Annotated in this window: 22 protein-coding genes; 10 read left to right on the top strand and 12 right to left on the bottom strand. The window is 62.7% G+C overall.

Features of this window, described 5'->3' with window-relative positions; all coding sequences use genetic code 11:
- Positions 1 to 112: 112 nt before the first annotated feature.
- From uxuA to AC0L3N_RS11640, 4 genes are all read left to right on the top strand, one after another.
- On the top strand, positions 113 to 1,321 hold the full coding sequence (uxuA, locus tag AC0L3N_RS11655) for a mannonate dehydratase (RefSeq protein WP_473547745.1): 1,209 nt from the start codon (positions 113 to 115) through the stop codon (positions 1,319 to 1,321).
- A 181-nt stretch (positions 1,322 to 1,502) separates the two neighbouring features.
- A complete protein-coding gene (locus tag AC0L3N_RS11650) occupies positions 1,503 to 2,474 on the top strand; it encodes a tripartite tricarboxylate transporter substrate-binding protein (RefSeq protein ID WP_473547744.1) in 972 nt (323 codons plus the stop codon).
- A 98-nt stretch (positions 2,475 to 2,572) separates the two neighbouring features.
- Positions 2,573 to 3,034 (top strand): tripartite tricarboxylate transporter TctB family protein, encoded by a 462-nt coding sequence (locus AC0L3N_RS11645; protein WP_473547743.1) that lies wholly within the window; start codon positions 2,573 to 2,575, stop codon positions 3,032 to 3,034.
- A 10-nt stretch (positions 3,035 to 3,044) separates the two neighbouring features.
- Positions 3,045 to 4,553: a tripartite tricarboxylate transporter permease gene (locus AC0L3N_RS11640; protein ID WP_473547742.1), complete on the top strand. Its 1,509-nt coding sequence runs from the start codon at positions 3,045 to 3,047 to the stop codon at positions 4,551 to 4,553.
- Between the two features lie 6 nt (positions 4,554 to 4,559).
- On the opposite strand, the gene AC0L3N_RS11635 is transcribed toward AC0L3N_RS11640, so the two are convergent.
- From AC0L3N_RS11635 to AC0L3N_RS11610, 6 genes are all read right to left on the bottom strand, one after another.
- Positions 4,560 to 5,636 (bottom strand): ABC transporter ATP-binding protein, encoded by a 1,077-nt coding sequence (locus AC0L3N_RS11635; protein ID WP_473547741.1) that lies wholly within the window; start codon positions 5,634 to 5,636, stop codon positions 4,560 to 4,562.
- A gap of 5 nt (positions 5,637 to 5,641) precedes the next feature.
- Positions 5,642 to 6,688 carry a carbohydrate ABC transporter permease gene (locus AC0L3N_RS11630; protein ID WP_473547740.1) on the bottom strand — a complete coding sequence of 349 codons (1,047 nt, stop codon included), beginning with the start codon at positions 6,686 to 6,688 and terminating at the stop codon, positions 5,642 to 5,644.
- Entirely contained in the window at positions 6,685 to 7,803 is a 1,119-nt protein-coding gene (locus AC0L3N_RS11625; RefSeq protein ID WP_473547739.1) for a carbohydrate ABC transporter permease, read from the bottom strand. The genes AC0L3N_RS11630 and AC0L3N_RS11625 overlap by 4 nt, the downstream gene beginning before the upstream one ends.
- A 92-nt stretch (positions 7,804 to 7,895) precedes the next feature.
- Entirely contained in the window at positions 7,896 to 9,368 is a 1,473-nt protein-coding gene (locus AC0L3N_RS11620) for an ABC transporter substrate-binding protein (protein ID WP_473547738.1), read from the bottom strand.
- Between the two features lie 244 nt (positions 9,369 to 9,612).
- Entirely contained in the window at positions 9,613 to 10,161 is a 549-nt protein-coding gene (locus AC0L3N_RS11615) for an SIS domain-containing protein (protein ID WP_473547737.1), read from the bottom strand.
- Positions 10,104 to 10,763, bottom strand: coding sequence for an orotidine 5'-phosphate decarboxylase / HUMPS family protein (locus AC0L3N_RS11610; protein WP_473547736.1), 660 nt, complete (start codon positions 10,761 to 10,763; stop codon positions 10,104 to 10,106). Before AC0L3N_RS11610 ends, AC0L3N_RS11615 begins: the two co-directional genes overlap by 58 nt.
- Positions 10,764 to 10,982: 219 nt before the next feature.
- Here AC0L3N_RS11610 and AC0L3N_RS11605 point away from each other — a divergent pair, with 219 nt between their 5' ends.
- The 3 genes from AC0L3N_RS11605 to AC0L3N_RS11595 all read left to right on the top strand — a co-directional run bounded on the left by AC0L3N_RS11605 (position 10,983) and on the right by AC0L3N_RS11595 (position 14,252).
- Positions 10,983 to 11,624 (top strand): glucose-6-phosphate isomerase, encoded by a 642-nt coding sequence (locus tag AC0L3N_RS11605; protein WP_473547735.1) that lies wholly within the window; start codon positions 10,983 to 10,985, stop codon positions 11,622 to 11,624.
- A 73-nt stretch (positions 11,625 to 11,697) separates the two neighbouring features.
- Positions 11,698 to 12,642 carry a shikimate dehydrogenase family protein gene (locus tag AC0L3N_RS11600; RefSeq protein WP_473547734.1) on the top strand — a complete coding sequence of 315 codons (945 nt, stop codon included), beginning with the start codon at positions 11,698 to 11,700 and terminating at the stop codon, positions 12,640 to 12,642.
- An 86-nt stretch (positions 12,643 to 12,728) separates the two neighbouring features.
- A complete protein-coding gene (locus tag AC0L3N_RS11595) occupies positions 12,729 to 14,252 on the top strand; it encodes a xylulokinase (protein ID WP_473547733.1) in 1,524 nt (507 codons plus the stop codon).
- 311 nt (positions 14,253 to 14,563) lie between these two features.
- On the opposite strand, the gene AC0L3N_RS11590 is transcribed toward AC0L3N_RS11595, so the two are convergent.
- Together AC0L3N_RS11590 and AC0L3N_RS11585 are read right to left on the bottom strand one after the other, a co-directional pair.
- A complete protein-coding gene (locus AC0L3N_RS11590; RefSeq protein WP_473547732.1) occupies positions 14,564 to 15,157 on the bottom strand; it encodes a DJ-1/PfpI family protein in 594 nt (197 codons plus the stop codon).
- 184 nt (positions 15,158 to 15,341) lie between these two features.
- On the bottom strand, positions 15,342 to 16,043 hold the full coding sequence (locus AC0L3N_RS11585) for a GntR family transcriptional regulator (RefSeq protein WP_473547731.1): 702 nt from the start codon (positions 16,041 to 16,043) through the stop codon (positions 15,342 to 15,344).
- A gap of 141 nt (positions 16,044 to 16,184) precedes the next feature.
- Between AC0L3N_RS11585 and AC0L3N_RS11580 the strand changes: the two genes are divergently transcribed.
- The 3 genes from AC0L3N_RS11580 to AC0L3N_RS11570 are packed head-to-tail and all read left to right on the top strand — an operon-like array spanning position 16,185 to position 19,753.
- Entirely contained in the window at positions 16,185 to 17,411 is a 1,227-nt protein-coding gene (locus tag AC0L3N_RS11580) for an iron-containing alcohol dehydrogenase (protein ID WP_473547730.1), read from the top strand.
- 18 nt (positions 17,412 to 17,429) lie between these two features.
- Entirely contained in the window at positions 17,430 to 18,917 is a 1,488-nt protein-coding gene (locus AC0L3N_RS11575; protein WP_473547729.1) for an NAD-dependent succinate-semialdehyde dehydrogenase, read from the top strand.
- A gap of 11 nt (positions 18,918 to 18,928) precedes the next feature.
- Positions 18,929 to 19,753 (top strand): alpha/beta hydrolase, encoded by an 825-nt coding sequence (locus tag AC0L3N_RS11570; RefSeq protein WP_473547728.1) that lies wholly within the window; start codon positions 18,929 to 18,931, stop codon positions 19,751 to 19,753.
- A 149-nt stretch (positions 19,754 to 19,902) separates the two neighbouring features.
- Here the strand turns inward: AC0L3N_RS11570 and AC0L3N_RS11565 are convergent, their stop codons facing one another.
- Genes AC0L3N_RS11565 through AC0L3N_RS11550 form a run of 4 tightly spaced genes read right to left on the bottom strand, consistent with a single transcriptional unit; the run spans position 19,903 to position 23,877 of the window.
- On the bottom strand, positions 19,903 to 20,844 hold the full coding sequence (locus AC0L3N_RS11565; RefSeq protein WP_473547727.1) for a phosphotransferase: 942 nt from the start codon (positions 20,842 to 20,844) through the stop codon (positions 19,903 to 19,905).
- A 21-nt stretch (positions 20,845 to 20,865) separates the two neighbouring features.
- Entirely contained in the window at positions 20,866 to 21,831 is a 966-nt protein-coding gene (locus AC0L3N_RS11560; RefSeq protein WP_473547726.1) for a phosphotransferase, read from the bottom strand.
- 11 nt (positions 21,832 to 21,842) lie between these two features.
- Complete coding sequence (locus AC0L3N_RS11555; RefSeq protein WP_473547725.1) at positions 21,843 to 23,123, bottom strand: allantoate amidohydrolase; 1,281 nt, start codon at positions 23,121 to 23,123, stop codon at positions 21,843 to 21,845.
- The gene (locus AC0L3N_RS11550) at positions 23,116 to 23,877 is read right to left on the bottom strand and encodes a DeoR/GlpR family DNA-binding transcription regulator (protein WP_473547724.1); all 762 of its coding nucleotides are present in this window, start codon (positions 23,875 to 23,877) and stop codon (positions 23,116 to 23,118) included. Before AC0L3N_RS11550 ends, AC0L3N_RS11555 begins: the two co-directional genes overlap by 8 nt.
- Positions 23,878 to 23,924 lie beyond the last annotated feature (47 nt).

Genomic DNA, 23,924 nt, shown 5'->3' with positions numbered 1-23,924 from the left:
TGCCAGATACATTGGAATCTGATAGCAGCCGAGGGGAGCAGCGGGTCGGTCACCGCGGCAGGAAGCGCGGGCGTAGGACCGCACGGCGATTCGTTTTTAACGGAGTGTTCGAATGAGACATGTGTGGCGTTGGTTCGGCCCGGTCGACAAGGTGACGATCGCGGATGCGCGTCAAGCCGGGGCGCAAGGCATCGTCTCGGCGCTACACCACGTTCCTCACGGCGCCGTCTGGCTGCCCGCCGAAATCGAAAGACGTCAGCGCGAAGTCGCGTCTTTGCCGGATGGAAGCGCAAGCGATCTGAACTGGGAGATTGTCGAGAGCCTGCCGGTTTCCGAAGCGATCAAGACGCAGGTCGGCGAGTGGCGCAGCCATATTGCCAACTACATTACATCGCTGGAAAACCTGGCGCGGGCCGGCATTTCGGTCATCTGCTACAATTTCATGCCCGTGCTCGATTGGACCCGCACCGATCTTGCCTGGCGCCTGCCGCATGGCGGCACCACCATGCGCTTCGATCTGATCGACTTCGCCGCATTCGACATCCAGATCCTGAAACGCCAAGGCGCGCTCGGCGACTACACACCGGAGATCGCCGCCGAGGCGGAGCGCCGATATGCGCAAATGGATGACCGTGCGCGGAAGATCCTGGCAAGAAGCGTCAATTCCGGTCTGCCCGGCTCGACCGAAGACACGTCTCTCGACGGTCTCAAGGCTCAACTGTCAAACTATGACCGCATCGACGCAACAACCCTGCGCCGGCATTTCGTCGATTTCCTGTCAGAGGTCGTGCCTACGGCCGAACGCCTCGGTCTGCGTCTCTGCTGCCACCCTGATGATCCGCCGTTTCCGCTGCTGGGCCTGTCGCGAATCATGTCGACCGAGGCCGACTACAGGCACATTCTGGACGCAGTCGACAGCCCGGCCAACGGCGCGACACTGTGCACGGGATCGCTCGGCGCAAGACCCGATAATGATCTGCCTGGCATGATCGGGCGGATGGGGCCAAAAATCCACTTCGCGCATCTGCGCAATGTGCGCAAGGAAGCAGCTGGCACCCCCTGCTCGTTCCACGAGGACGAGCATCTTGCCGGCGACACCGACATGGTGGCGGTGGTGGCGGCGCTGCTCCACGAGGAGGCGCGGCGCAAGAAGGAAGGACGCCAGGACGCCGTCATCCCGATGCGCCCCGACCATGGCCAGGATATCCTCGATGACCTGACGCGTGGGGCCCAGCCCGGCTATCCCGCCATCGGTCGGCTCAAGGGATTGGCCGAACTTCGCGGCGTCGAACATTCCATTCGAAAGTCGACAACAGCTTAATTCGCCGCGGGTCGGCCTCGCCCCCGGCCCATTTTGCGCGGACGGTTGTACATAATCGCAGTTTGCGGTTTCAGTCCGATTGCAATCCGCTAACATGCGCTAGTTATTGGTCCATCCACAGCCGGTATTGAGAGAAACTCTAGGCAGCGGTTGGGAATTCATATCCTGGGAGGAAATCACGATGAGAAAATTCGCCGCCGCCCTGGCCGCCGCCGCTACGCTGTATTCGTTCGCCGCGGGCGCGCAAACCTATCCCGAACGCACCATCACCGTCGTGGTGCCGTTTTCGGCCGGCGGCCCGACCGACACGGTCACGCGCCTCGTCGCAGAAGCCATGTCGAAGGATCTCGGCCAGCAGATCATCGTCGAGAATGTCGGCGGCGCCGGCGGCACGCTGGGCGCCGGTCGCGTCGCGCAAGCCGATCCCGACGGCTATACGCTGCTCCTCCATCACATCGGCATGGCGACCAGCGCGACGCTGTACCGAAAGCTCGCATACGACACGCTGAACAGCTTCGAATATGTCGGCCTCGTCACCGAGGTGCCGATGACCATCGTCGGCCGCAAGGACCTCGAGCCGACAGATCTGAAGGGGCTGGTCGACTACGCCAAGGCCAACAAGGACACCGTCACCGTCGCCAATGCCGGCATAGGCGCGGCCTCGCATCTGTGCGGCATGCTGTTCATGAGCGCCATCGGCACGCCGCTGGTCACCGTGCCCTACAAGGGCACCGGCCCGGCCATGACCGATCTTCTCGGTGGTCAGGTCGACATCATGTGCGACCAGACGACCAATACCACCAAGCAGATCCAGGGCGGCACGATCAAGGCTTACGCCGTCACCTCGCCTGAACGCCTCGAAGTTCTGCCGGACGTCCCGACAACGACGGAAGCCGGTCTCCCTGAGGTGCAGGTCGGCATCTGGCACGGCCTCTACGCGCCCAAGGGCACGCCGGCCGAGGTCACCGAGCGCCTGTCGAAGTCGCTTCAGGTCGCGCTGAAGGACCAGAATGTCGCTGCCCGCTTCGCCGAACTCGGCACCAAGCCGTCGCCCGACGCAGACGCGACACCGGCCGCGCTGAAGGCCAAGCTGGAAAGCGAGATCGCGCGCTGGAAGCCGATCATCGAAGCCGCCGGCCAGTACGCCGACTGATGTTTTAGGAAACGGGGCGCCACCAACGCCCCGTTTTCGCTTCGGCCCCGTTTCGCACTGCACCGGCGCGCCCGCGGCACGGGGCCTGGGAGGACGTCATGAAACCTTTCACAATAGACACGACCAACGGCATATGCGCCGCGCTGTTCATCTTTCTCGGCGGATTTTTCGCGCTGCAGTCGCTCGACCTCGAAATCGGCACCGCCTTCCGCATGGGACCGGGCTATTTCCCCCTGGTCCTGGCGATCGTGCTGATCCTGCTTGGCGCCGTCATCCTCGTCGAAGCGGTGCGCTTTGAGAGCGAGCCGATCGGGCATATCGCCTGGCGCGGCATGCTGTTCATCCTCCCTGCCCCGATCTTCTTCGGCCTGACCGTGCGCGGCCTTGGCTTCCTCCCCTCGATCTTCCTGACGGCGCTGATCGCATCCTTTGCCAGCGGCCGCATGAGGCCGCTGACCGCGCTCGTACTCTCCGCCGGCCTGACGCTGTTTGCGTTCCTCGTCTTCAGTTACGCGCTCGGCCTGCCGTTCCGCCGCTTCGGCCCGTGGCTGCAGTTTTGAGGAGATGAACATGGAACTCCTCGACAACCTCGCGCTCGGCTTTTCGACGGCCACGTCGCTGGCAAACCTCGGTTTCTGCCTGATCGGCGTCCTTCTCGGCACGCTGATCGGCGTCCTGCCCGGCATCGGCGCCACCGCGACCATCGCCATGCTGTTGCCGATCACCTTTCAGATCGGCGACCCAGTCTCCTCCCTGATCATGCTCGCCGGCATCTATTACGGCGCGCAATATGGCGGTTCGACCACCGCCATCCTCATCAACATGCCCGGCGAATCCTCGTCAGCAGTCACCGCAATCGACGGCTACCAGATGGCCAAGAACGGCCGCGCCGGGGCGGCCCTCGCCATCGCGGCGATAGGCTCGTTCTTCGCCGGCACGGTGTCGACCTTCCTCGTCGCCATCTTTGCCCCGCCGCTGACGGCGATCGCGCTGCAATTCGGCGCAGCCGAATATTTTTCGCTGATGATCGTCGGCCTCGTCTCGTCCGTCGCTCTCGCCCACGGCTCGATTGTCAAGGCGCTGGCGATGGTCGTGCTCGGCCTGCTGCTCGGCATTGTCGGCACCGACATCTACACCGGAACACCGCGCTTCACGCTCGGCATCCGCGAATATGCCGACGGGCTGAATTTCGTCGCGGTGGCGGTCGGCGTCTTCGGCGTCGCCGAAATACTGCGCAACCTCGAAAACGAGCACGAGCGCTCCGTGATGATCCGAAGGGTCTCCGGCCTGATGCCGACCCGCGAGGATTTTCGCCGCATGGCGGCGCCCATCGTGCGCGGAACGATCATCGGTTCGGCGCTCGGCATCCTGCCGGGAGGCGGCGCGATCCTTGCAGCCTTTGCCTCCTACACAGTCGAAAAACGCATATCGAAAAACCCCGGGGAATTCGGCAAGGGCGCCGTCGAAGGCGTCGCCGGACCGGAATCGGCCAACAATGCCGGTGCGCAGACCTCCTTCATCCCGATGCTGACGCTCGGCATTCCGGCCAACCCGGTAATGGCGCTGATGATCGGCGCGATGATCATCCAGGGCATCGTGCCCGGCCCCAATGTCGCGATCGAACAGCCGGCGCTGTTTTGGGGCATCATCGCCTCGATGTGGATCGGCAATCTGATGCTGATCATCTTGAACCTGCCGCTGATCGGGCTTTGGGTAAAACTCCTGACGATCCCCTATTACGTGCTCTTCCCGATCATCATGGCGTTCTGCTCGATCGGCGTTTACAGCGTCAACACCAACATCTACGACCTTTACGCCGTCGCCTTCTTCGGCTTGCTCGGCTATCTCCTGACCAAGCTGCGCTGCGAACCCGCGCCGCTGCTGCTCGGCTTCGTGCTCGGGCCGCTGCTCGAAGAAAACCTGCGCCGCGCCATGATTCTCGCGCGCGGCGACCCGACCACCTTCGTGACGAGGCCGATCAGCGCCGGCCTGCTCTTCATCGCGTTCGCCGTGCTCGTCATCGTCTTCCTGCCGGCGGTCAAGAAAAAGCGCGAAGAGGTGTTTGTGGAGGAGAATTAGCGAGAGTCACGCGGCCGCCTGGCTATGGGCGCGGCCGCCGATGCGGGCTCCGGTTTCCGAATCGAACAGGAAGACGGCGTCGTCCTGGAAGGTGATGCCGATCGGCTCATCCATATCGTAGTGCGCAGATTTGTCGGCCTTCACGGTTACGGTGGCGCCACCGAACTGGCAGGTGATCAAGGTATGATCGCCGATCAGTTCCACAGCGTAGACCCGCGCCGCGATCTTGCCCTCCGACGGGCCGGTGACCCGGCAATCCTCGGGCCGGAGGCCGGCAGTGACCTTGTTCCGGCTTTCGGCGACGCTGGTCGCAAATCGTCCTTCCGCGCAGGCGAAGGTCCCCTCGACCAGTTCGCCCTGGAGAAAATTCATCGGCGGCGAACCGATGAAGCCGGCGACGAACAGGTTCGCCGGATCGTCGTAGATCTGTCGGGGCGTGGCGATCTGCTGCACGACGCCACGATTCATGATCGCAACACGGTGAGCCAGGGTCATGGCCTCGATCTGATCGTGGGTGACGTAGATCGTCGTCACGCCCAGGTCGGCCTGCAGGCGCTTCAGCTCCGAGCGCATGTAGCCGCGCAGCTTGGCGTCGAGATTGGAGAGCGGCTCGTCCATCAGGAAGACGCTCGGCCGCCGCACCATGGCGCGGGCGAGTGCGATGCGTTGCCGCTGACCGCCGGAAAGCTGCCGTGGATAGCGGTCGAGGAACTCCTCAAGGTGGACTTTTACTGCGGCGCTGCGGACGGAGGCGTCGCGTTCGGTTCGCGGCACGCCCCGCAGCTTCAGCGGATATGCGATGTTCTCCGCAACCGTCATGTGCGGATAGAGCGCGTAAGACTGGAACACCATCGCCACGTCGCGATACTTGGGCAGCACGTGGGTGACGTCGCGGTCGCCGATGAGGACGCGACCGGAACTCACCGATTCAAGCCCGGCGATCATGCGCAGCGCCGTCGTCTTGCCGCAGCCCGAAGGGCCGAGCAGCACCAGGAACTCGCCGTCCTCGATCTCCAGGTCGAGCCCTTTGACCACCTCGACCGCGCCGAAGGCCTTGTAGATATCGGACAGCGTGACCCGCATACTAACTAGCCCTTCACTGCACCGACCAGCAGCCCGCGCGCGATGTGCTTCTGCAGGATGCTGGAGATGACGATCACGGGGGCGATCATCACGGTGATCAACACCGACATGTTCCACCATTGCGGCCCGCGCGTCGTGTTTTGTGCCGATACCAGCACCGGCATCGTCTGCGCGTCGACATTGGAAAGGAACAGAGCCAGCAGATACTCGTTCCAGGCAAGGATCAGCACCAGCAGGAAGGTCGCGACCAAGCCGGAACGCACCAGCGGCAGCGCGATGGTGAAGAACACGCGGAACTTGGAGGCTCCGTCTATCTGTGCACTCTCCTCAAGGTCGAGCGGGATGCCGGCGAAGAAATCGCGCGTCAGCCACACCACGATTGGCAGGTTGATGGCGGTGTAGGTGGCGATCAGCGCCACCTGCGTGTCAAGCAGACGCATCTGCTGGAACATCACGTAGATCGGCAACACGGCGACGATCGGCGGCATGATGCGGTTCGAGATGATCCAGAACTCAATGTCGTTGTTGCCGACCGCAAGCTGCGTGCGTCCAACGAGCGCGAACAGCGCAATGACGAAGAGAGCTGCCGCCATGACAATGGCGATCTCCCACCGCACGTCGAAAGTGGCCACCGCCACGATGATTGCGGTGAGCAGGATCAGGAAGATTGCGACGGCGGCGAGCTTCACCTGGAAGCGGATACGCACGAGCGCGTAGGCCGCCAGCGAACCGATCAGGACTGCGAGGAGCGTGCTGGCCACCGCGACGACGACGGAATTCATATAAGGGCGCAGTGTGTAATTCTGCACGAGCATGAAATCCCATGCCTGCAGCGAGGGGGCAAAGTCGACGAACGGGAGATAGAACGGCCCATTGTCGACCTCGCCAGGCCCCTTGAAGGAGGTGATCAACACCCAGTAGAGCGGAATCACCACAACCAGCGCCCACAGGAACAGCAGCGCATAGGTCACGACCCTGGCGACCGGCGCCTGGCTGTCGATCGAAGCCGGCTCGAACAGCCGGCGCGCCAGTGAGCGCGGCTCGGCGCTCATGCTTCGAACCGGCGCGCCGGCCGGACCACGAAGTTGAAGAACGAGACGCATACGATGGTCGAGATGAAGAGGAGCATGTAGCCGATAGCGGCCGAGCCGCCGAGATCCTGGGTGCGCCAGGAAATGAAGGAATGGAGCGTCATCGATTCCGTCGCCAGGCCAGGGCCGCCGCCGGTGAGCACGTTCGGCAGGTCGATGATCTTGAAAGCCTCGATAAGCCGGATCAGCACGACGGTAGCGGCAATCGGCGCGATTGCTGGCCAGGTAATGTCGCGAAAAATCTGGAAGCCGTTGGCCCCGTCGAGCCGTGCTGCCTCGACCTGATCGCGCGGCTGGTTCTCAATGGCCGCCAGCAGCACGATGAACATGAACGGCGTCCACTGCCAGGTGTCGCCGACCAACACCATGAGTCGCGCCGACCAGGCCTCTGTGGCCCACGACCACTCGCTGATGCCGAAAGCGCGCACGAGCGGGGCGAAGGGTCCCTTCTGCATGTCGGCGAGCATGCGAAATGTGTAGGCGATGCCGACCGGGGTCACCATCAGCGGGATGAAGAAGAGGACACGAAAGAAATTCCGGCCGCGGATAGGCTGGCCGCAGAGGAGCGCGAGGCCCAGTCCCAGTGCGAACTGCACGGATACGCCGACGAACACGTAGAGAAGCGTGTTGACGACAGTCCCTGGCACGCCGCCCGGCGCCATGGTGGCCAGCGCAAGCACCGCCAGGCCCATAGCCGTTGCCGTCGCGAGAAGCCGACCAACCACGCCGGCGATGGTCGGCCTGCCGCGCCGGAGATAGCGGGCGAGAAGAAAAAGCAGCCCTGCCGCGATCAACGCCAGCAAAGCGGATTGGACAAAGCCGAACGTGCCGAACTTGCCGAGCAGGTGATACTGCTGCGAGCCGACCAGAAGCTTCCGGAAGTTCAAAAGTCCGATGAATTTCAGCGTGAATCCGCCCGACGCGAGGGCAAAGCGCGAAAGCGCGAGATAGGCCGAGATGATGAGCGGAAAAATCGCGAAGCAGAGAAGCACGATGACGGCTGGCAGCACCATGATCCGGCCCGAGTGACCGTCCAGCCATTCGGCCCAGCTGCGGCGGTCGGCAGCTTCTGGCATAGTGTCGGTTGCGGTCATCATAACCCGGGAAAGTGTGGCAGGCATGAGACCCGGCGCGGATCGATGCCACGCCGGGTCGATTGCTTGGCCGCCTATTTGGCGCCGATGGTCGCCTTGTAAAGTTCGAGCTGCTGGTCTTTGCCAACCTCTTCGTTCAGCTCATTCCAGCCTTCCTCGACCGCCGCGACGGTCGCTTCCTTGTCGATTTCGCCGGCGAGGAAGCGCGAGACCGCTTCGTCGAGCACGACCTGCTGGTATTTCTGATTTTGTGGGATGCGCAGGTCGAGGATCATGTTCGGGCTGCTCATGCTGTCGTTGATCGCGCCCAGGTACACTTTAGCCTCCTCCTCGCTCATCCCGGCCTTCTTCCAAAGGTCGCTGTAGCTGAGCTGTGAGGTGCGGTACGGGTTGAAGCCGGTGCCGCCGACGGTCACGTCGGCGTTCGACTGTGCCGGCTGCGTCATGAATGAGAAGTACGCGTAGGCGGCGTCCTTTACCTTCGGATCGGCCGCCGCGTTGATGCCGCCGCCCCAGCCGCCAAAGGCGGCGAATGGTGCATGGTTCACGCCGTCGATCGCGTGCGGGCAGTTTTCTGCCGTGCAGGCCTCAAGCTTGCCGGTGTCCCAGTTCAGGACCTCCCTGGATCCGGGCATGATCGCCGCGCCCCATTTGCCCATCACCTTGGACTGCGCCGGATCGATCGAGATCGTGCCCACATCACCCCAGTCGAGGTTCAGCGCGCAGCGGCCGGAAGCGAAGAGCGGCCTTGTGTCGCTGACGTCGAGGTTCAGCTCGTCCGGCGGGCCGTACTTGGTCGATTCAGACAGGAAGTCGAGCGCCTTGCGGAAGGCGTCGTTGTTGACGAGCGGCGTCATGTCCTTGGTGTTGAAGAAGGTGCCCTGGCTGGTTCCCTTGGACTGGGTCATCGAGCCGACCACATCGGTGACGAACCAGTAGCTCTGCGCGTTGCGCTTCTTGGCGATGCACGAGCCGAAATCCGGCGTGCCATCGCCGCTCATGTCCTTGCCGTGCGTGGCCTTGGCGACTTCGAGATACTCGTCCCAGGTTTTCGGCACCGCCAGGCCGGCCGCTTCCAGCACGTCCTTGCGGTAGTACATCATGTGGAAGTCGCCATCGAGCGTGATCATGTAGGTTTTGCCGCTGTACTTCTCGGAGAAGTCCCGGAAGAACGCGCCCACATCGTCCTGCTGGATGTCCTTGTCGGCCTCGACCCGCGGCGTCAGGTCCTCGAGGTAGCCGCCGGCGATGTAGTCGACCATCCACTGCGGGGCGAACACGCCGGCGTCGACCGAGTTGGTGCCGCTCGCCCAGTCGGTGAGGATCTTTTGATAGAGATCCGAGAAGGGCACCGCGATGACATTGATCTTGGCGCCGGTGAGCGCTTCGAACTCGGGCGCGCGCCTCTGCAGCGGCTCCTGAATCGCACCGGTCTGCGTAATGACGTTCACGGTAACCCCCGCAAACGGCTTGTCCTGGGCAAAGGCAGGCGCGCCAACCAGCGCGGCAAAAGCCGAAAAGCCGGCCAGAAAGACCCCAATTCTCATCAGACTTCCTCCCGTGTTGACCGGGACTTGTTCCTGCGAAAACCAAGCCGCCGGTATCTCCCCGTCGGCTGCCGTCGCCAGAGCACGGCACCAACGCTCCTCAAGCACAATATCGGCATCGCGCAGCGAGTCCAGTGCCTTGCCGCAACGCCCAAAAGCATGCCCGTGACCCGAGGGTGCGCATGGTTTTGAGCGCCGGCGCCGGGAATCCCGTCACCGGTGCTCACCACCGTCGGCATGGGCGTCACTGCAGGTTGGTGTGGCGGTGCAACATCAGTCTGTGCGCGTCGGGTATCTGCTGCGCCAGGCCGAACACAACGCTGTCGAGCAGGATGAGGCAGGATTGCTCGAACAGGCTGCCGCCAAACTGTTTCGATTCCCCAACGGGGACATGCAGCGTGACATCGGCAATGCCGGCCAGGGTCCCGGCTGGCTTATGCGTCAGCGTAACGACCTTGGCGCCCTCCGCCTTGGCGATGCGGGCAAAGCCTGTGCTGACCGGCGTCTCTCCAGAGCCGGAGACGATCAGCAGCGCATCGCCCTTGCGGATCGATGGCGCCGATACCTCACCGACGAAATGCACCGTCCGGCCAAGATGCATGAAGCGCATCGCACCCATCTGCGCAACAAGGCCGGAGCGCCCCTGCCCGAAAAAGAACCATCGCTGGTGAGGGTCATCGAACGCCTGCACCAGCCTTGCGAACGCGTCGGCGTCGACCCGGCCAAGAAGGTTGGTTATCTCCTGTCCCACGGCCAGCCACGGCCTGGATTGGGCAATCTGTCGCGAATCCATCGGGCTATCTCTTTCGGGTTTGCGGATTCTGTGATGGCGCTGCCAACCACCAGGATTTCGGGCTCGACTGCGATCACCGCTTGCAGCGTGTCGGGGCCGATCCCGCCGGCGAGCGAAACCAGAAAGCCGCGATCGTGCATCTTTCTCACGGCGTCGATATGTGACGTGGAGGTGTTGCCCGCCAGCCGCGCATCGGTTGGCGAGTGGACCGCGATGTAACCGAAGCTTTCGGGGAAGACAGCATTCAAGGGAAGCAATTCTGCCTTGTCCGCCTCGGTGATGGTGTCGACGACGACCGTCGCGCCGAAGGCGGCGGCACGTCTTCCCACTGCTTCATGTGTGGCGGACGAAGCACACGACAGCACCGTCATGAACGCGGCACCGGCGCCGAATACCATATCAGCCTCGAGCTGGCCGCCGTCGACGGTTTTGGTATCGGCCAACACCATGATTTCAGGGCAGAGCTCGCGCGCCGTGGTGATGGCCGAGAGGCCGAGGTGTTTCAGCAACGGCGTCCCGATCTCGATAATGTCGGCAAATTCCTTCATCTGCGGGAGCAGAGCCAGGTGTTCAGGCTTGTCTAAGGCGACTTGGAGGAGCAAGGCGGCTCTCTCGGATTGCTTAAGACAGCGGATGCGGCATGACGCCCAACCCACTGTCGTGTGCTTCGTAGTCCAGATCTGCCATAATCCAGCAAACTCCAAGCTGGTCTGCATAGGGAGAGCAAATCGTACCCTGCAAAGCAAGTGGTTCTTGTCGAAAGCAGGAGGTGCGGGCCAGATCAGCGCCAACGCCACAGCAATGCAGTATGAGGTAGTCCTTTGACGAGATTGTTTGAGCCCATTGGATGCAAGGTCGACCTGTCGACCGGTGCGATGGCAAATGCAACCGGCAGCTACCAGAAGCGCTTCCGCGATCTGGACGGGCTCTACGCCGATGCCGCGGCCTTCGAAGCCATGCGCGCGACATGGGGCGAGCGCATCGTCTACGAGGTCTCCGAGTTCCGACCGACCGAGCAGTCGGGCGACCTGATTTTCGGCGTCACGCGCATGGCGCCGGGCAAAGTCGGCGACGAGTATTTCATGACGCGCGGTCATACCCACAAGCAGGCCGACCGGCCCGAGATCTACTATGGCCAGAAGGGGCACGGCCTCATGCTGATGGAATCGCCGGAGGGCGAGGTCCGGATCGTGCCGATCGATGCCCAGACCGTCTGTTATGTTCCGCCGTTCTGGATCCACCGCTCGATCAATATCGGGGACGACGATCTGGTGATGCTGTTCTGCTACCCCGCCGATTCAGGGCAGGACTACGAGATCATCGCGAGATCGGGAGGCATGCGCTCGCGCGTGGTCGCCGACGATGGAGGCTGGAGGCAAGTCGACAACCCGGATTGGCGACCGCGTGACGCAAAGCTGATCTCCGCCCTCTATGGGCAACAATCCGGCACGGTGCCGGCATGAAGGCTCGCTTCGAGATCGCTGCTTCACTTCGCAGTGCTGCACTGCGCGCGGAGAAAATCCGGGAGACCGGCAAATGAGCCGCTATCGGCCGGCTACCCAGCCGACATTCTATTTTATCGGCGTCACGACGACGAGCAGTTCGATCATGCGGGTTTTCCCCGCATGGGCACGCTACCTCGGACTGAAGGATGCGGTTCTCAAGGGCATCGACTTTCCGCTCCATGCCGATCCGGACGCCTACCGTCAGGTCGTCTCCTTCATAAGATCCGACCCGCTGTCGCTTGGCGCCCTCGTCACCACGCACAAGATCGATCTTTTCAACGCAGCGCGCGACCTGTTCGACGTGATCGATCCGCACGCCCGCCTGATGCACGAGACCAGCTGCCTGTCGAAGCGGGGCGGCAAACTCATCTGCCATGCCAAGGATCCGATCTCGTCGGGCCTTGCGATAGACGGTTTCATTCCGGCGGGACAGTTCGCGGCCACCGGCGCGGAAGTCCTGTCCATGGGCGCCGGCGGATCGACGATTGCGATCACCTGGCACCTGATGCGCAAGGAACGTGGGCCTTCGCGCATCATTGTCACCGACCGTTCGCAGCCGCGTCTCGACGAAATCGAGCGCATCCACAGAGACATGATGTCGACGGTCGAGCTCGAGTATGTCCTGGCAGACCGGCCCGAGATCAATGACGAGACGTTGGCGGCGCTGAAACCAGGCTCGCTGGTGATCAACGCGACCGGACTTGGCAAGGACGCCCCAGGCTCGCCGATCACCGATGACGCCGTGTTCCCTAAGCGCGGCATTGCCTGGGATCTCAATTATCGCGGCGACCTGATCTTCCTCGACCAGGCAAGGCGGCAGCAGGCCCGCCAGCAGTTGCAGATCGAGGACGGTTGGACGTATTTCCTGCATGGCTGGACGCAGGTGATCGCAGAGGTCTTCGACATCGCGATCCCGGTGTCGGGGCCGGATTTCGACGAGATGTCGCGCATCGCCATCGAAGCGGCGAAAGCCTAATGCCGTGGAACGCATTCTCGTCATGCCGCTCGCTCTGACCGATAGATAGAGGATCACATGTTTGCCCATCTCAGGAGTCTCTCGAAATGAGCGGCGAACTTTTTCTCGCCATCGATGTCGGCACCGGCAGCGTCCGCGCCGCACTGATCGATGTCACCGGCAAGATCCTCGAACTTGCGTCGCGAGAGCACGACCAGATCGTGCCGGAATTCGGCTGGGCCGAACAGCGGCCGGTCGACTGGTGGGAGGGTGCGCGAGCGAGCGTCAAGACGGTGCTGGACCGCGTCGATGGCGCCCGCGAAAACATCTCCGCCATCTGCGTCTGCGGGCAGATGCACGGGCTGGTCCTGCTCGACGCGCACGGAGCGCTGACGCGCGACACAGCACCGCTCTGGAACGACAAGCGCACCATCGATCACGTACGTCGCTTCGAGGAAGCGAACGAGCCGGACAGCCATCTGCCCGAAAGCGGCAACACGCCGACCCCCGCATGGCCGGGTTTTAAACTGCAATGGGTCCGAGACAACGATCCCGCCGCATACGCCCGCAGCGCAGTCGCCATCATGCCGAAAGATTACATCAACTACCGGCTGACCGGCGAGATCGCTATGGATACAGGCGACGCATCCTGCAGTTTCCTCATGAACCCGGAGCGGCTCGACTGGTCGCCGGTGATGATCGAACGCATGGGTCTTGACGCCGCCAAGCTGCCGCCGATCCGCAATCCGCTGGATATCCTCGGCCACGTCACCAAACAGGCGGCGCGCGACACCGGCCTGCGCTCTGGAACCCCAGTGCTGGTCGGCGGCGCCGACTATCCGGTGGCACTGCTCGGCTCAGGCGCTTGTCGGCCGGGACTGGGTTCCGACAGCACCGGCACGGGCGCCATCATCACTGTTATCGCGGAGAAGCCGCTGCTTGACCCGGAAATCTCGAACGTTGCGACGATCGAAGGCAACTGGGCGCAGTTCGTGCTGCTGGAGACCGGCGGCGACGGCATGCGCTGGGCACGCCGTGCCTTCCACGGAAACGCGCTGTCCTACGACGAGATCGTCGCCCGCGCCGCCGAGGCGCCTGCCGGTTGCGACGCACTGCTCTTCATGCCCTTTCTCACCGGAGAGCGCCTGGGGCGCCATCGCAACGCCCGCGCACAGTTCTTCGGATTGGGCGCCGGGCATGGCATGGAGCATCTGCACCGCTCGATCCTGGAAGGCGTCGCCTTTGCCATGACGCGCCACATCCGCATCATGGAACAGGCGTCAAACAAGCCGCTGGAGCGGGTCATCGCCGCCGGCGGCGGGGCGCGCGCCGAACTCTGGCTGAAGATCAAGGCAAGCGCCTTCAACATTCCGATCCTGGTTCCGCGGGAGCCCGAATGCGGCATTGTCGGCTGTGCCGCGATGGCCGCGACGGCGACAGGCCGCTTCTCACGCGTCGAACAGGCGGCCGAGCGCTTCGTGAGCTACGGCGCCGAAATCCTGCCGGACCCCAGATGGGCCGAGACCTACAGGCGCACCCAACCCGTTTTCGACAAGCTCTACCATCACAGCCAGCCGCTCTACGACGACATTGACGCCCTGGCGGCCGCCACGCGGCCGACGCAGCCGTGACGCCTGCGATCGGCCAATCCACAGCGGGATTTCATGACGACAATAACTTTAAGCGCGTCGCATCAATCCTTACAGAGGCGACGCGCGCACCTCAGGCCTGCCGAACCCTGCCTGAAGCGACGGACTTGGCAATCACGCACAGCAGCTCGAACATCATCGTCGCCCCCCGCGAGCGCCGCCATCCCGCCAAGATCAACGGCGGTGCGGCGCGTTCCTCGCCTTGCACGTGAGCACGGAGGAGCTGCCACGAGCCGTGGACGATCTGTGGAGCGATCCGATGCATCCCGTCTGGAATGCATCGGACGATTGAGTCAGTTGTGGCGGATTTCCGTTCCCAGCACCTTCAGGCACTCGCGGATGAACGCGGCAAGTGCGGTCCAGCCCTTTGCCGAGACCATCGTTCCGTCGACATAGGCCTCAGTCGGGGACAGGTCGATATAGGTTCCACCGGCGAGGGTCACTTCCGGCTCGCAGGCAGCCAGCGCACCTACTTTCTTGCCACGCACGACGCCGTCGACCGCGATCAGGATCTGGACGCCATGGCAGATCGTAAAGATCGGCTTCTCGTTTTCGTGGAAATGGCGGACTATCGCCTGCACGCGCTTATCCGTGCGGATGTACTCGGGGCCACGACCGCCCGCGCAATAGACTGCATGATACTGGTCGAGCTGTTTTTCAGCCTCCGAAAAGGTCTTGTTCATCAAAGCATAGTGGCCGGGTTTTTCGGTGTAGGTCTGGTCACCCTCGAAATCGTGAAGCGACGTCTTGATCAGGTCTCCAGCGTTCTTGTCAGGACAGACAACGTGGACGATGTGGCCGACGGCCTCCATCGCCTGCTGATAGACGAAGATCTCGTATTCTTCGGTAAACTCACCGGTCAACATCAGTATTTTCTTGCCTGGCATGGTCGGTTCCTCGTTTTGTGAATGGAAGGGTTTTGTGAATGGAAGGGGGGCGGGCATTGCGCTCGTCCGGCGGCGCGGGTCTCAGAAAAGGGGATCCGGGATGTCCCGGGCGTTTGCCTGCGTGATCAACGGTGCATTCAGCTTGACGGCGCCGCTCCCGACGGTGACGAACATCGTGCCAGTCTCAATCGAAGGCCGGCAGCAAACGATCACGAGAATGCTCGATATGACGGCGCATCGCCTGTTCCGCCGCAGCGGGATCGGAGGCAGCGAAGGCGGCCAGGATGGCCTCATGCTCGTCGAGCGCTTCCTCGGTGACGCGCGAATGGAACATCAGGCGGAAGATGTGGAAGTGCGTATGCTGGAACGCGAGAGTCTCGCGCACGAGATCATTGTTTGCAAATTCCATGATCCTGTCGTGGAAAATGGCGTCCTGCCGCGCAAAGTTGGAGTAACGCAGGCGTTCATCCTTGCCTTCGCGGCGCGCCATGCCTCCTGCGGACTCCCGAAGCACCGCAAGTTTCGTCTCATCCATCAATGCGGCTGCTTTGGCCGCCCCATGCGGCTCGAGCAGCAGGCGAAGCTCATAGAGTTCGTCAAATCGGCGCTTGGTTATCTGCGGCGCGGCGCGGTAGCCGATCAAATGTGTCTTCAGCACAAGGCCTTCGCCTTCGAGGCGGCCAAGCGCTTCACGGATTGGCGTGTGGGATACTTCGAGTTCCTTGACCAGACTGTCGACGGTGATCCGTGAGCCAGGCGCGATCTTCAGCGACATGAGTTGCGCGAAAATTGCTTCATACACGTCCTCCACCAGGCTGTTGGATCGCTGGATGCGTCCGCTAGCGGGGCCGACTTCTCGGGCATTGCTTACGTTCGTGACCTGCATCTTTGCCTCTTGACAGGATCACTGGCTAACACGATGCTTCGTTCAATACAATCCTATATCCTATACGATTTAATAGAGGATATTTTAGGGCCGCAACAAGCTTTCGCTTTCCACTCCCAACCTCATCGAGAGACGCTGAACATGAGCCTTTTCGCTGCCATAAGGTTGCCGCGTGAAATCCTCTTCGGGAAGGGCCAGCGCCATGTCATTCCAACCGTTGCGGCCAGGCTGGGCGGTCGCGCTCTTGTCTGTACGGACGAGCGCTTTGCCGCAACCGTCGCCTTCGCAGAGATCATGGCGGCGCTCGAAAGCGCATCGATCGATGTGCTGGTGCACGACCGTGTGCTGCCCGATGTGCCACGAGACACGGTTGCCGTCTGCGTAGAGGTGGCACGACAGTTTGCGCCGGACATGGTGATCGGCATCGGAGGCGGCAGTTGTCTCGACATGGCCAAATGCGCCGCGTTGCTCATCAGTCACGGCGGCCTGCTCCAGGACTACTACGGCGAGTTCAAGGTGCCTGGTCCGACGCTGCCGTTGATCGCGGTGCCAACGACAGCCGGCACCGGCTCGGAAGTGACCCCTGTCGCGGTGATCTCCGATCCGGATCGCACCTTGAAGGTAGGCATCTCCAGCCCGCATCTGATCGCGGCAGCCGCCATCTGCGACCCGGAACTGACGATGACATGTCCCCCGGGACTGACGGCGATCGCGGGCGCAGACGCGCTGACCCATGCGATCGAGGCTTTTACCGCCGTCAGGCGCGGCACTGACCCCAGCCTGCCGCAGAGCCATGTCTTCATCGGCAAGAGCGCGCTGACCGATCATTTTGCGCTGCTCGCGATCAAGCTGCTTGGCCGCAGTCTCGAGAAGGCATACCGCGACCCCGCCGACGAGGACGCTCGGGACGATGTGATGATGGGCGCGCTTGCAGCCGGCTGCGCGTTCGGTACGGCCGGAACCGCGGCGGCGCACGCGGTGCAATATCCGGTCGGCGCCCTTACTCACACCGCTCACGGGCTGGGTGTCGCCACCATCTTGCCGTATGTCATGAAGTACAACCGGGCCGCCGCGGCCGCCGAGATGACCGAGATCGGCCTCGCCCTTGGTCTCGACGGGAAGGACCGGAGCACCGGTGAGATGGCCGACGCGGCGATCGACGAGGTCGGCCGGCTGTTTGGAGCGATCGGGATCACGCCTTCGCTGGCCAAGCTCGGGCTTCCCGCCGACAAGCTCGATTGGACGGCCGAACAGGCGCTCGGCATTGACCGTCTCATCAAGAACAATCCGCGTCCATTCGATCTGGCAGCCATGCGGGGCCTGATCCAGGCCGCCTATGATGGCGACCTCGCCGCCTGTGTCATGTGAGCAATCGAGGAGCAGGCCATGAACATATCTCATCAGGTGCTGGAGGACGAGCAGGACACTGCCGGCTTCCATAGATTCTCCCACGGCTTGTATATCGGCGGCCAATGGCGGCAATCCGCCGACGGCAGGGAAATCCAGGTCGTGGACCCTTCCACGGAAGCGGTGATCGCCGCGGTTCCCGATGCGACGATCGAAGATGCTGCAGCCGCTGTGGAGGCTGCGGCCAGGGCCGCCGATGGCTGGCGCACAACGGCACCCCGCAAGCGTTCCGAAATCCTCAGACGTTGCTTCGAGCTGATGACGCAACGTTCCGAGACGCTGGCAACCCTGATCTCGCTGGAAAACGGCAAGGCACTGCGGGACGCGCGTGGCGAGATCGCCTATGCTGCGGAATTCTTTCGCTGGAATGCCGAGGAAGCCGTTCGCATCACCGGTGAATTCGGGACTGCGCCTTCCGGCACGAACCGGATCGTGGTCGACTACGAGCCCATCGGCATCTGCGTCCTTGTCACACCCTGGAACTTCCCTGCCGCCATGGCGACGCGCAAGATCGCGCCCGCCTTGGCTGCCGGATGCACGGTAATTTTGAAGCCAGCCAGCGAGACCCCGCTCACGGCCTACGCGCTTGCCGCGCTCTACCAGGAAGCAGGCGTTCCGCCAGGTGTGGTGAATGTTCTGACAACCTCCAATCCCGGCCCTGTGACGGCTGCGATGCTGGCCGATCCGCGCGTGCGGAAACTCTCCTTTACCGGCTCGACTTGTGTCGGGCGCGTTCTGCTGGCCGAGGCCGCAAAGCACGTGGTTTCGTGTTCGATGGAGCTTGGCGGCAACGCGCCATTCCTTGTGTTCGATGACGCGGATCTCGACGCGGCGGTCGATGGGGCGATGGTGGCGAAGATGCGCAACGCCGGCGAGGCCTGCACGGCTGCAAACCGCATCTATGTCCAGTCCGGCGTTTACGATGCCTTTTGCGAAAGCCTCGCCAGGCGGATGTCGGCACTCAAGATCGGCGCTGGCACGGACGCGGCCACGGAGTGCGGGCCGATGATCACCAGGAAGGCCGTCGACAAGATCGACCGTCTGGTCAACGATGCTGTCGCCCGTGGCGCGCGGGTGCTGTGCGGAGGCAAGGCAGGCTCGGGAACGGGATACTACTATCCGCCGACCGTGCTCTGCGACGTCCCGGCCGAGGCGGAGATGGCGCATGAGGAAATTTTTGGGCCGGTGGCGCCGATCTCGAGATTCGAAACGGAAGCCGAAATCATCGCGCGCGCCAACGCCACCGAATATGGTCTTGCCGCCTACATCTATACGCGCGATCTTGCGCGTGGAATGCGGGTGGCATCCAGGATCGAAGCCGGGATGATCGCACTCAACCGCGGCCTGATGTCCGATCCGGCAGCACCGTTCGGCGGGGTCAAGCAGAGCGGCCTCGGCCGCGAGGGCGGCCAGCATCACGGCATTGCCGAGTTCATGGAGGCGAAGTACCTCGCCATCAGCATCTGAGCGGAGGAAGAGTGCAAAGCGATCCGTTCCGCATCCGCGACCATGTCGCCGATTTCGATCAAATCGTCCAGGACATCGTTCATCGCAGCAAGGCTGTTCGCGCAACCATTCCGATGACTGCCGACGTCGCCTATGGGCCGGATCAGACCGAAACCATCGACCTGTTCTTTCCCCCGGGCAAAAGAAGCGGCCTGCCGGTGCACATGTTTATCCATGGCGGCTACTGGAGAATGTTCTCCAAGCGCGACTACTCATACGTCGCGGCGACGATTACCCAGGCCGGCGCGATTGCCGTCATCGTCGACTATGCTCTGATGCCCAAGGTCAGAATGGCGACGATCGTCGACCAGGTGCGCCGCGCCAAGCAGTGGGTTCTGGCCCATATCGCCGACCACGGCGGAAACCCGGCAGACCTGACCGTCAGCGGTCATTCGGCCGGGGCACATCTTTCAACGTTTCTGTTCAACAGCGACCATACCCCATCGAATGTGCGGGCCGCCCTTCTGCTTGGCGGGCTCTACGATTTGAAACCGCTCCAGAATTCCTTTCTCGCCAACGAGATTGGAATCACCGATGCGGAAGTCGCCATGTTTACACCTCTTGCCTATCGGCATGATCCTCAAACCAGGGCGACGGTTCTGGTCGGAGCCAATGAGACGCCGCCTTTCCATCAGCAAGCAGATCGATTCAAAGAGCACCTGCTGCAGCATGGTTCGCCGGTAATTTCGCTTGTTCTCACCAACCGCAACCACATGGACAGTGTCAGAGATCTCGGCGTGCCTGAGAGCCAGCCGGGGGATTGCCTGACGAAACTGATTGCCAAAGACAGCCGCTAACCCTCCCCGCAGACATGCCGGCCATGGCGGCTTAACCGCAATGCCGTCTGCATCCAATCGGGCAGTAGCTGGAGACGGACGCGCCCCCTTTGGCTCACCATGATATGAAAATATGTCGCTGGTCGGAATTGCTCCGCCAGTGACACCCGTCAGACCGCCCTGAGATACTCGACCCATTGCGGGGTCTGCATCACCGAGCGCGCGCGCATATATTTCCACGCCCCGTATTTGTAGAAATCGAAATCGAGCGCCGATACGACGTTTTGCACCATCGCCCAGGTTCCCCACTTCACATCGGCGAGCACCTTGTGCACGACCAGGCGAGCTTTCAACCGTGGATCGAACCTGCCGAAATATTCCTCGATGACCTCGGCCTCGACCGCATCGGAGAAGAACATTTCTCCGCACCAGATGCCGAGTTCGTAACAGCGGTCGTTGTTTGCCGCATACTCGTAATCGATCAGCATCATCGACCGGTCGGGCGCGATCATGAAGTTTCCCGGCATCGGATCGTTGAAGCACGGCACAAGGTCGATGCCCGAAGCCTCGAGCGCCGCCCGCGCCAGCCTGTACTGGCGATGCAGCCAGGCAAAATCCGCGGGCAGTGCGCCTCCGAGCTCACGCACCTGATCGACATGCTCGTCGATCATGTCGAAGACGGTCTTGGTCAGCGACAGCAGGCCCGAATCGTTGAAGCGCCGATAGAGACCCAGCACCGAGCGGCGTACAGCCGGGTCGAGGAAATCGCGGTTGGTACAGGAGCGCCGTCCCTCCATGAAATCGGCGATCTCGACGCCGCGTTCGTCCAGATAGGCGTAGACCGCGGGTCCGATACCGAGCGAGTGCGCGCGCCGGCTCGCCTCCGCCGCCGCTTTTCGGTCGATGAACATCTCGGTGCCTCGGCCCGGAACCTTCACGAAATAGCTCCCTGGCTGTCCCGCGATGCGAACGCGCCAGTTGGAATTGCTGATGCCGCCATGCACCGGCCCGTAGCGGAGATCGCGGCCGGCCCATGGTTCGACGGCACAGATGACGGCCTCGATCTCCCGCTCGGCTTCGCTCACCGCCTCGCCCTGCCGCTTCTCAATCATGTAGGGCCTCCTTGCAGCCGCTCAAAGCCGTCTCAATTTCAGTTCGAAGTCAGGATGGCGAAGAGCCATCCGGCAGCGCAGCAGGCGCCACTGTGCGTATTTCAGAAACTCGATGTCGCCGCGCGGCGATGTCGAGTTCATAAGCATCCCCCAGAGCCCCCACATCAGATCGTCCGCAACCGCATAGGCACGGCAGCGGTCGAGGGAAGCCTGACGGAAAGAGCCCTCGAACACCTCAAGCGCCGGCCGCATCTCTTCTTCGAAGGGAAAGGCCTCGTTGAGCAAAATGCCGATCTCGTAGAAGGGATCGACATTACGGGCGTCGTCGAAATCGACGAGCTGAACCGCCCCGTCTTGGCTTATGATGACGTTGGAGGCGAGGCCGTCGGCGTGGCTCGGCCGGACATCGTAACCCGCAGCCGTAATCGCGCGCTCGATCTCGCGGACGCCGTCGAGCATCCACCAAAGCTCATCCGGGCGGTCGACGCCAGCGGCTTGGCAGGCGTTGTCCAGCACCCGGATCCTATCGAATACCGTCCAGGACAAAGCGAATGGCCGCGCCCCGTGGATCGCCTTTTTGAGCGCGATGACCTGTTCCATCACGTCCGCCCGTCGCAGATCGTCCATGCGCGCTGTCTTCCAACCGGGCGGCAGGAGATCGAAGACGATCGCGTCGGCGTCTCGCGCAAAATACCGGGGACTTGGCGTGCAGCCCAGTCCGGCCGCGATGGAGGCGGCTTCAAATACGGCTTCCAGATCGACGAACGCCTTCTGGTCGAAGTTCACAATCTTCAGGAAATAGGCCGGAGACGGCTGGTCGACCGCCACTAGCCATGCTTCGCTGTCGACGCCGCGATGCGAGGGCGATGCGATACCCGGAGAGGCGGGCGCAAAACCGATCTGTTTTCCCGTCCAGTCGGCAATAGCGGTGAGCGCCGCCTCGGCACGAACTTCCGCGGGGGTGGAGGCTTCGCCGATCGTCTTCATCGTCTGGCCCTTCAGCTCTTCAGGACGTTGCCGTCGACGCAGAACCGCCACAGCATTCCCGCGAGCAGTTCCGTCCCCAGGAGCCGGTCTTCGGGCGTGGTGAACTCCGTCGGGTGGTGGATGACACCGCCGACGCTCGGCACTCCGATAACGATCGCCGGCGTCACCGCCGACATGCTGACGGCATCGTGCCCACCGATCGTGTCGAGCCGCAGCACCGTCTGCCCGAGCGATTTGGCGGTCTGTTCGGCGAGATCGATCAGCCCGGCGTCGAATTCTCCTGCCCGCCTCCGGTCTATGGATCGGACTTCGAAATACGTGTGGGCGCGCGCAGCGCAGGCTGCGATCTTCTCCTTCAGTTCCGCTTCGGCCGACGCCAGAAGCTCGGCGCTTCCCGACCGCAGTTCGATGAACATCACCGCCTCTGCCGGCACCACGTTCGGCGAATTCGGATGGACTTCCAACCGCGCCGCCGAGGTGTGCAGATCCTGGCCGGCCTTGTCGGCCATGTCCCTGAGTTCGGCGATCAGATAGGCGGCAGCGAGCAGCGCGTCCTGCCGCTCGGCCATCGGAGTCGGGCCGGTGTGGGCCTGCCGACCGAGATAGGCGAGGCGATATTTGACGGCACCCCAGAAACGAGTGAATGCCCCGATCCGCAGGCCGGCCTTCTCGAGATGGGCTGAACCCTCGATGTGGATCTCGATCAAGGCGTCCGGCACCACGCGAGCGGCCTTGCCCGCATAGCCAATTTCCGCCAGCGCCTCGGCCACCGAAACGCCGGAGCCGTCCCGGCGCGCCAGCGCGAAATCCAGATCGATCTCGCCGGAATTGACGCTGCTGCCAAGCAGGCTGGGCTGGAATCGCGCACCTTCCTCGTTGGTCCAATTGACGATGACGAAGTTGCATTTTGGCGTGATGCCGGTTTCGGCCACCCGGCGCCGGATCGCCTCTATCGCGCTGCAGGCGGCGATCACCCCATAGGCGCCGTCGAAACGGCCACCATTCGGCTGACTGTCGAGATGCGACCCGCACATGATGCAGGGCGCATCCTTGCCGGCCCAGTTGAGAAATCCGTACATGTTGCCGATCGCGTCGACCTCAAGGCGCAGACCTTCCTGCGCGACCCATGCAGCCAACCAGTCGCGTGCCAGTCCGTCCGCGTGGGACAGGGTCAGTCGCGTCATCGAGCCGTCTGGACCACCGCCGAAGGCGGAAACCTCATCCATCATCCGATGGAGGGCTTCGGCATCGATGCCGGGGAAAGCCGACGGGTCCTTGCGAATTTCAAGCATAGAGCACCTTTACCTGCGCCTGATCCATTTGCGCGGCGAAGTCCGCCTTGAGGGGAGCGTCGGTGATCAGGATGTCGACGTCCCGGAATTCGTATGTACAGATGGAGCCCTGCCGGCCGAACTTGCTGCTGTCCGCCAGCATGACACACTGTTTGGAGTGCTTTCGCAGCGCACGGCGAATGTTCGCCTCGTCCTGTCCGAGGTCCATGAAGCCGAACCTGCTGTCGACGGTTGCAATGCTGACGAAGGCGATGTCGAACAGGTGCCGCGTGACGAGATCGACCGGATCCTGACCCATGAAGGCCCGGTAGCTCGCCCTGACGTCGCCGCCGACCGCCACGAGATTGGGATGTCCGGCATCGGCGAGCAGCGCGACGATGTCGAGCGAGTTGGTGTAGACGGTGATATCCGGCCAGTTCCTCAGATGCTTGGCGAAGGCCAGCGTCGTCGTGCCGGTGTCGACGAAGATCTTGATATGGTCTCTGAGCAGGGTCGCCGCGCATTCGGCGATGCGCGCCTTCTCGCGCGCGTTCAGCCGCATCCGGTCGGCGATGGGCTCGTCGGCGTCCGGGCGCGGCTTGACGCCACCGCCATAGATGCATCGCAGGTGCCCCTCGAGTTCCAGTTGCTTCAGGTCGCGACGCACCGTTTCCCGGCTGACATGGAAATGCTCGGCGAGTGCCTGCACCGATACGCGCCCGTGCTTCTCGAGTTCGGCAAGTGCGTATTGCAAGCGATCTTCAGGATCGCTCATGCGGATTTCGCTTCCATCGGTATGTTCCTCCCCGTTTTTTCTTGTTC

This window comes from Mesorhizobium sp. WSM4807 (assembly GCF_055811615.1).
Note: the sequence above shows the minus strand (reverse complement) of the source record. Positions and strands in the feature narration are given on the sequence as shown.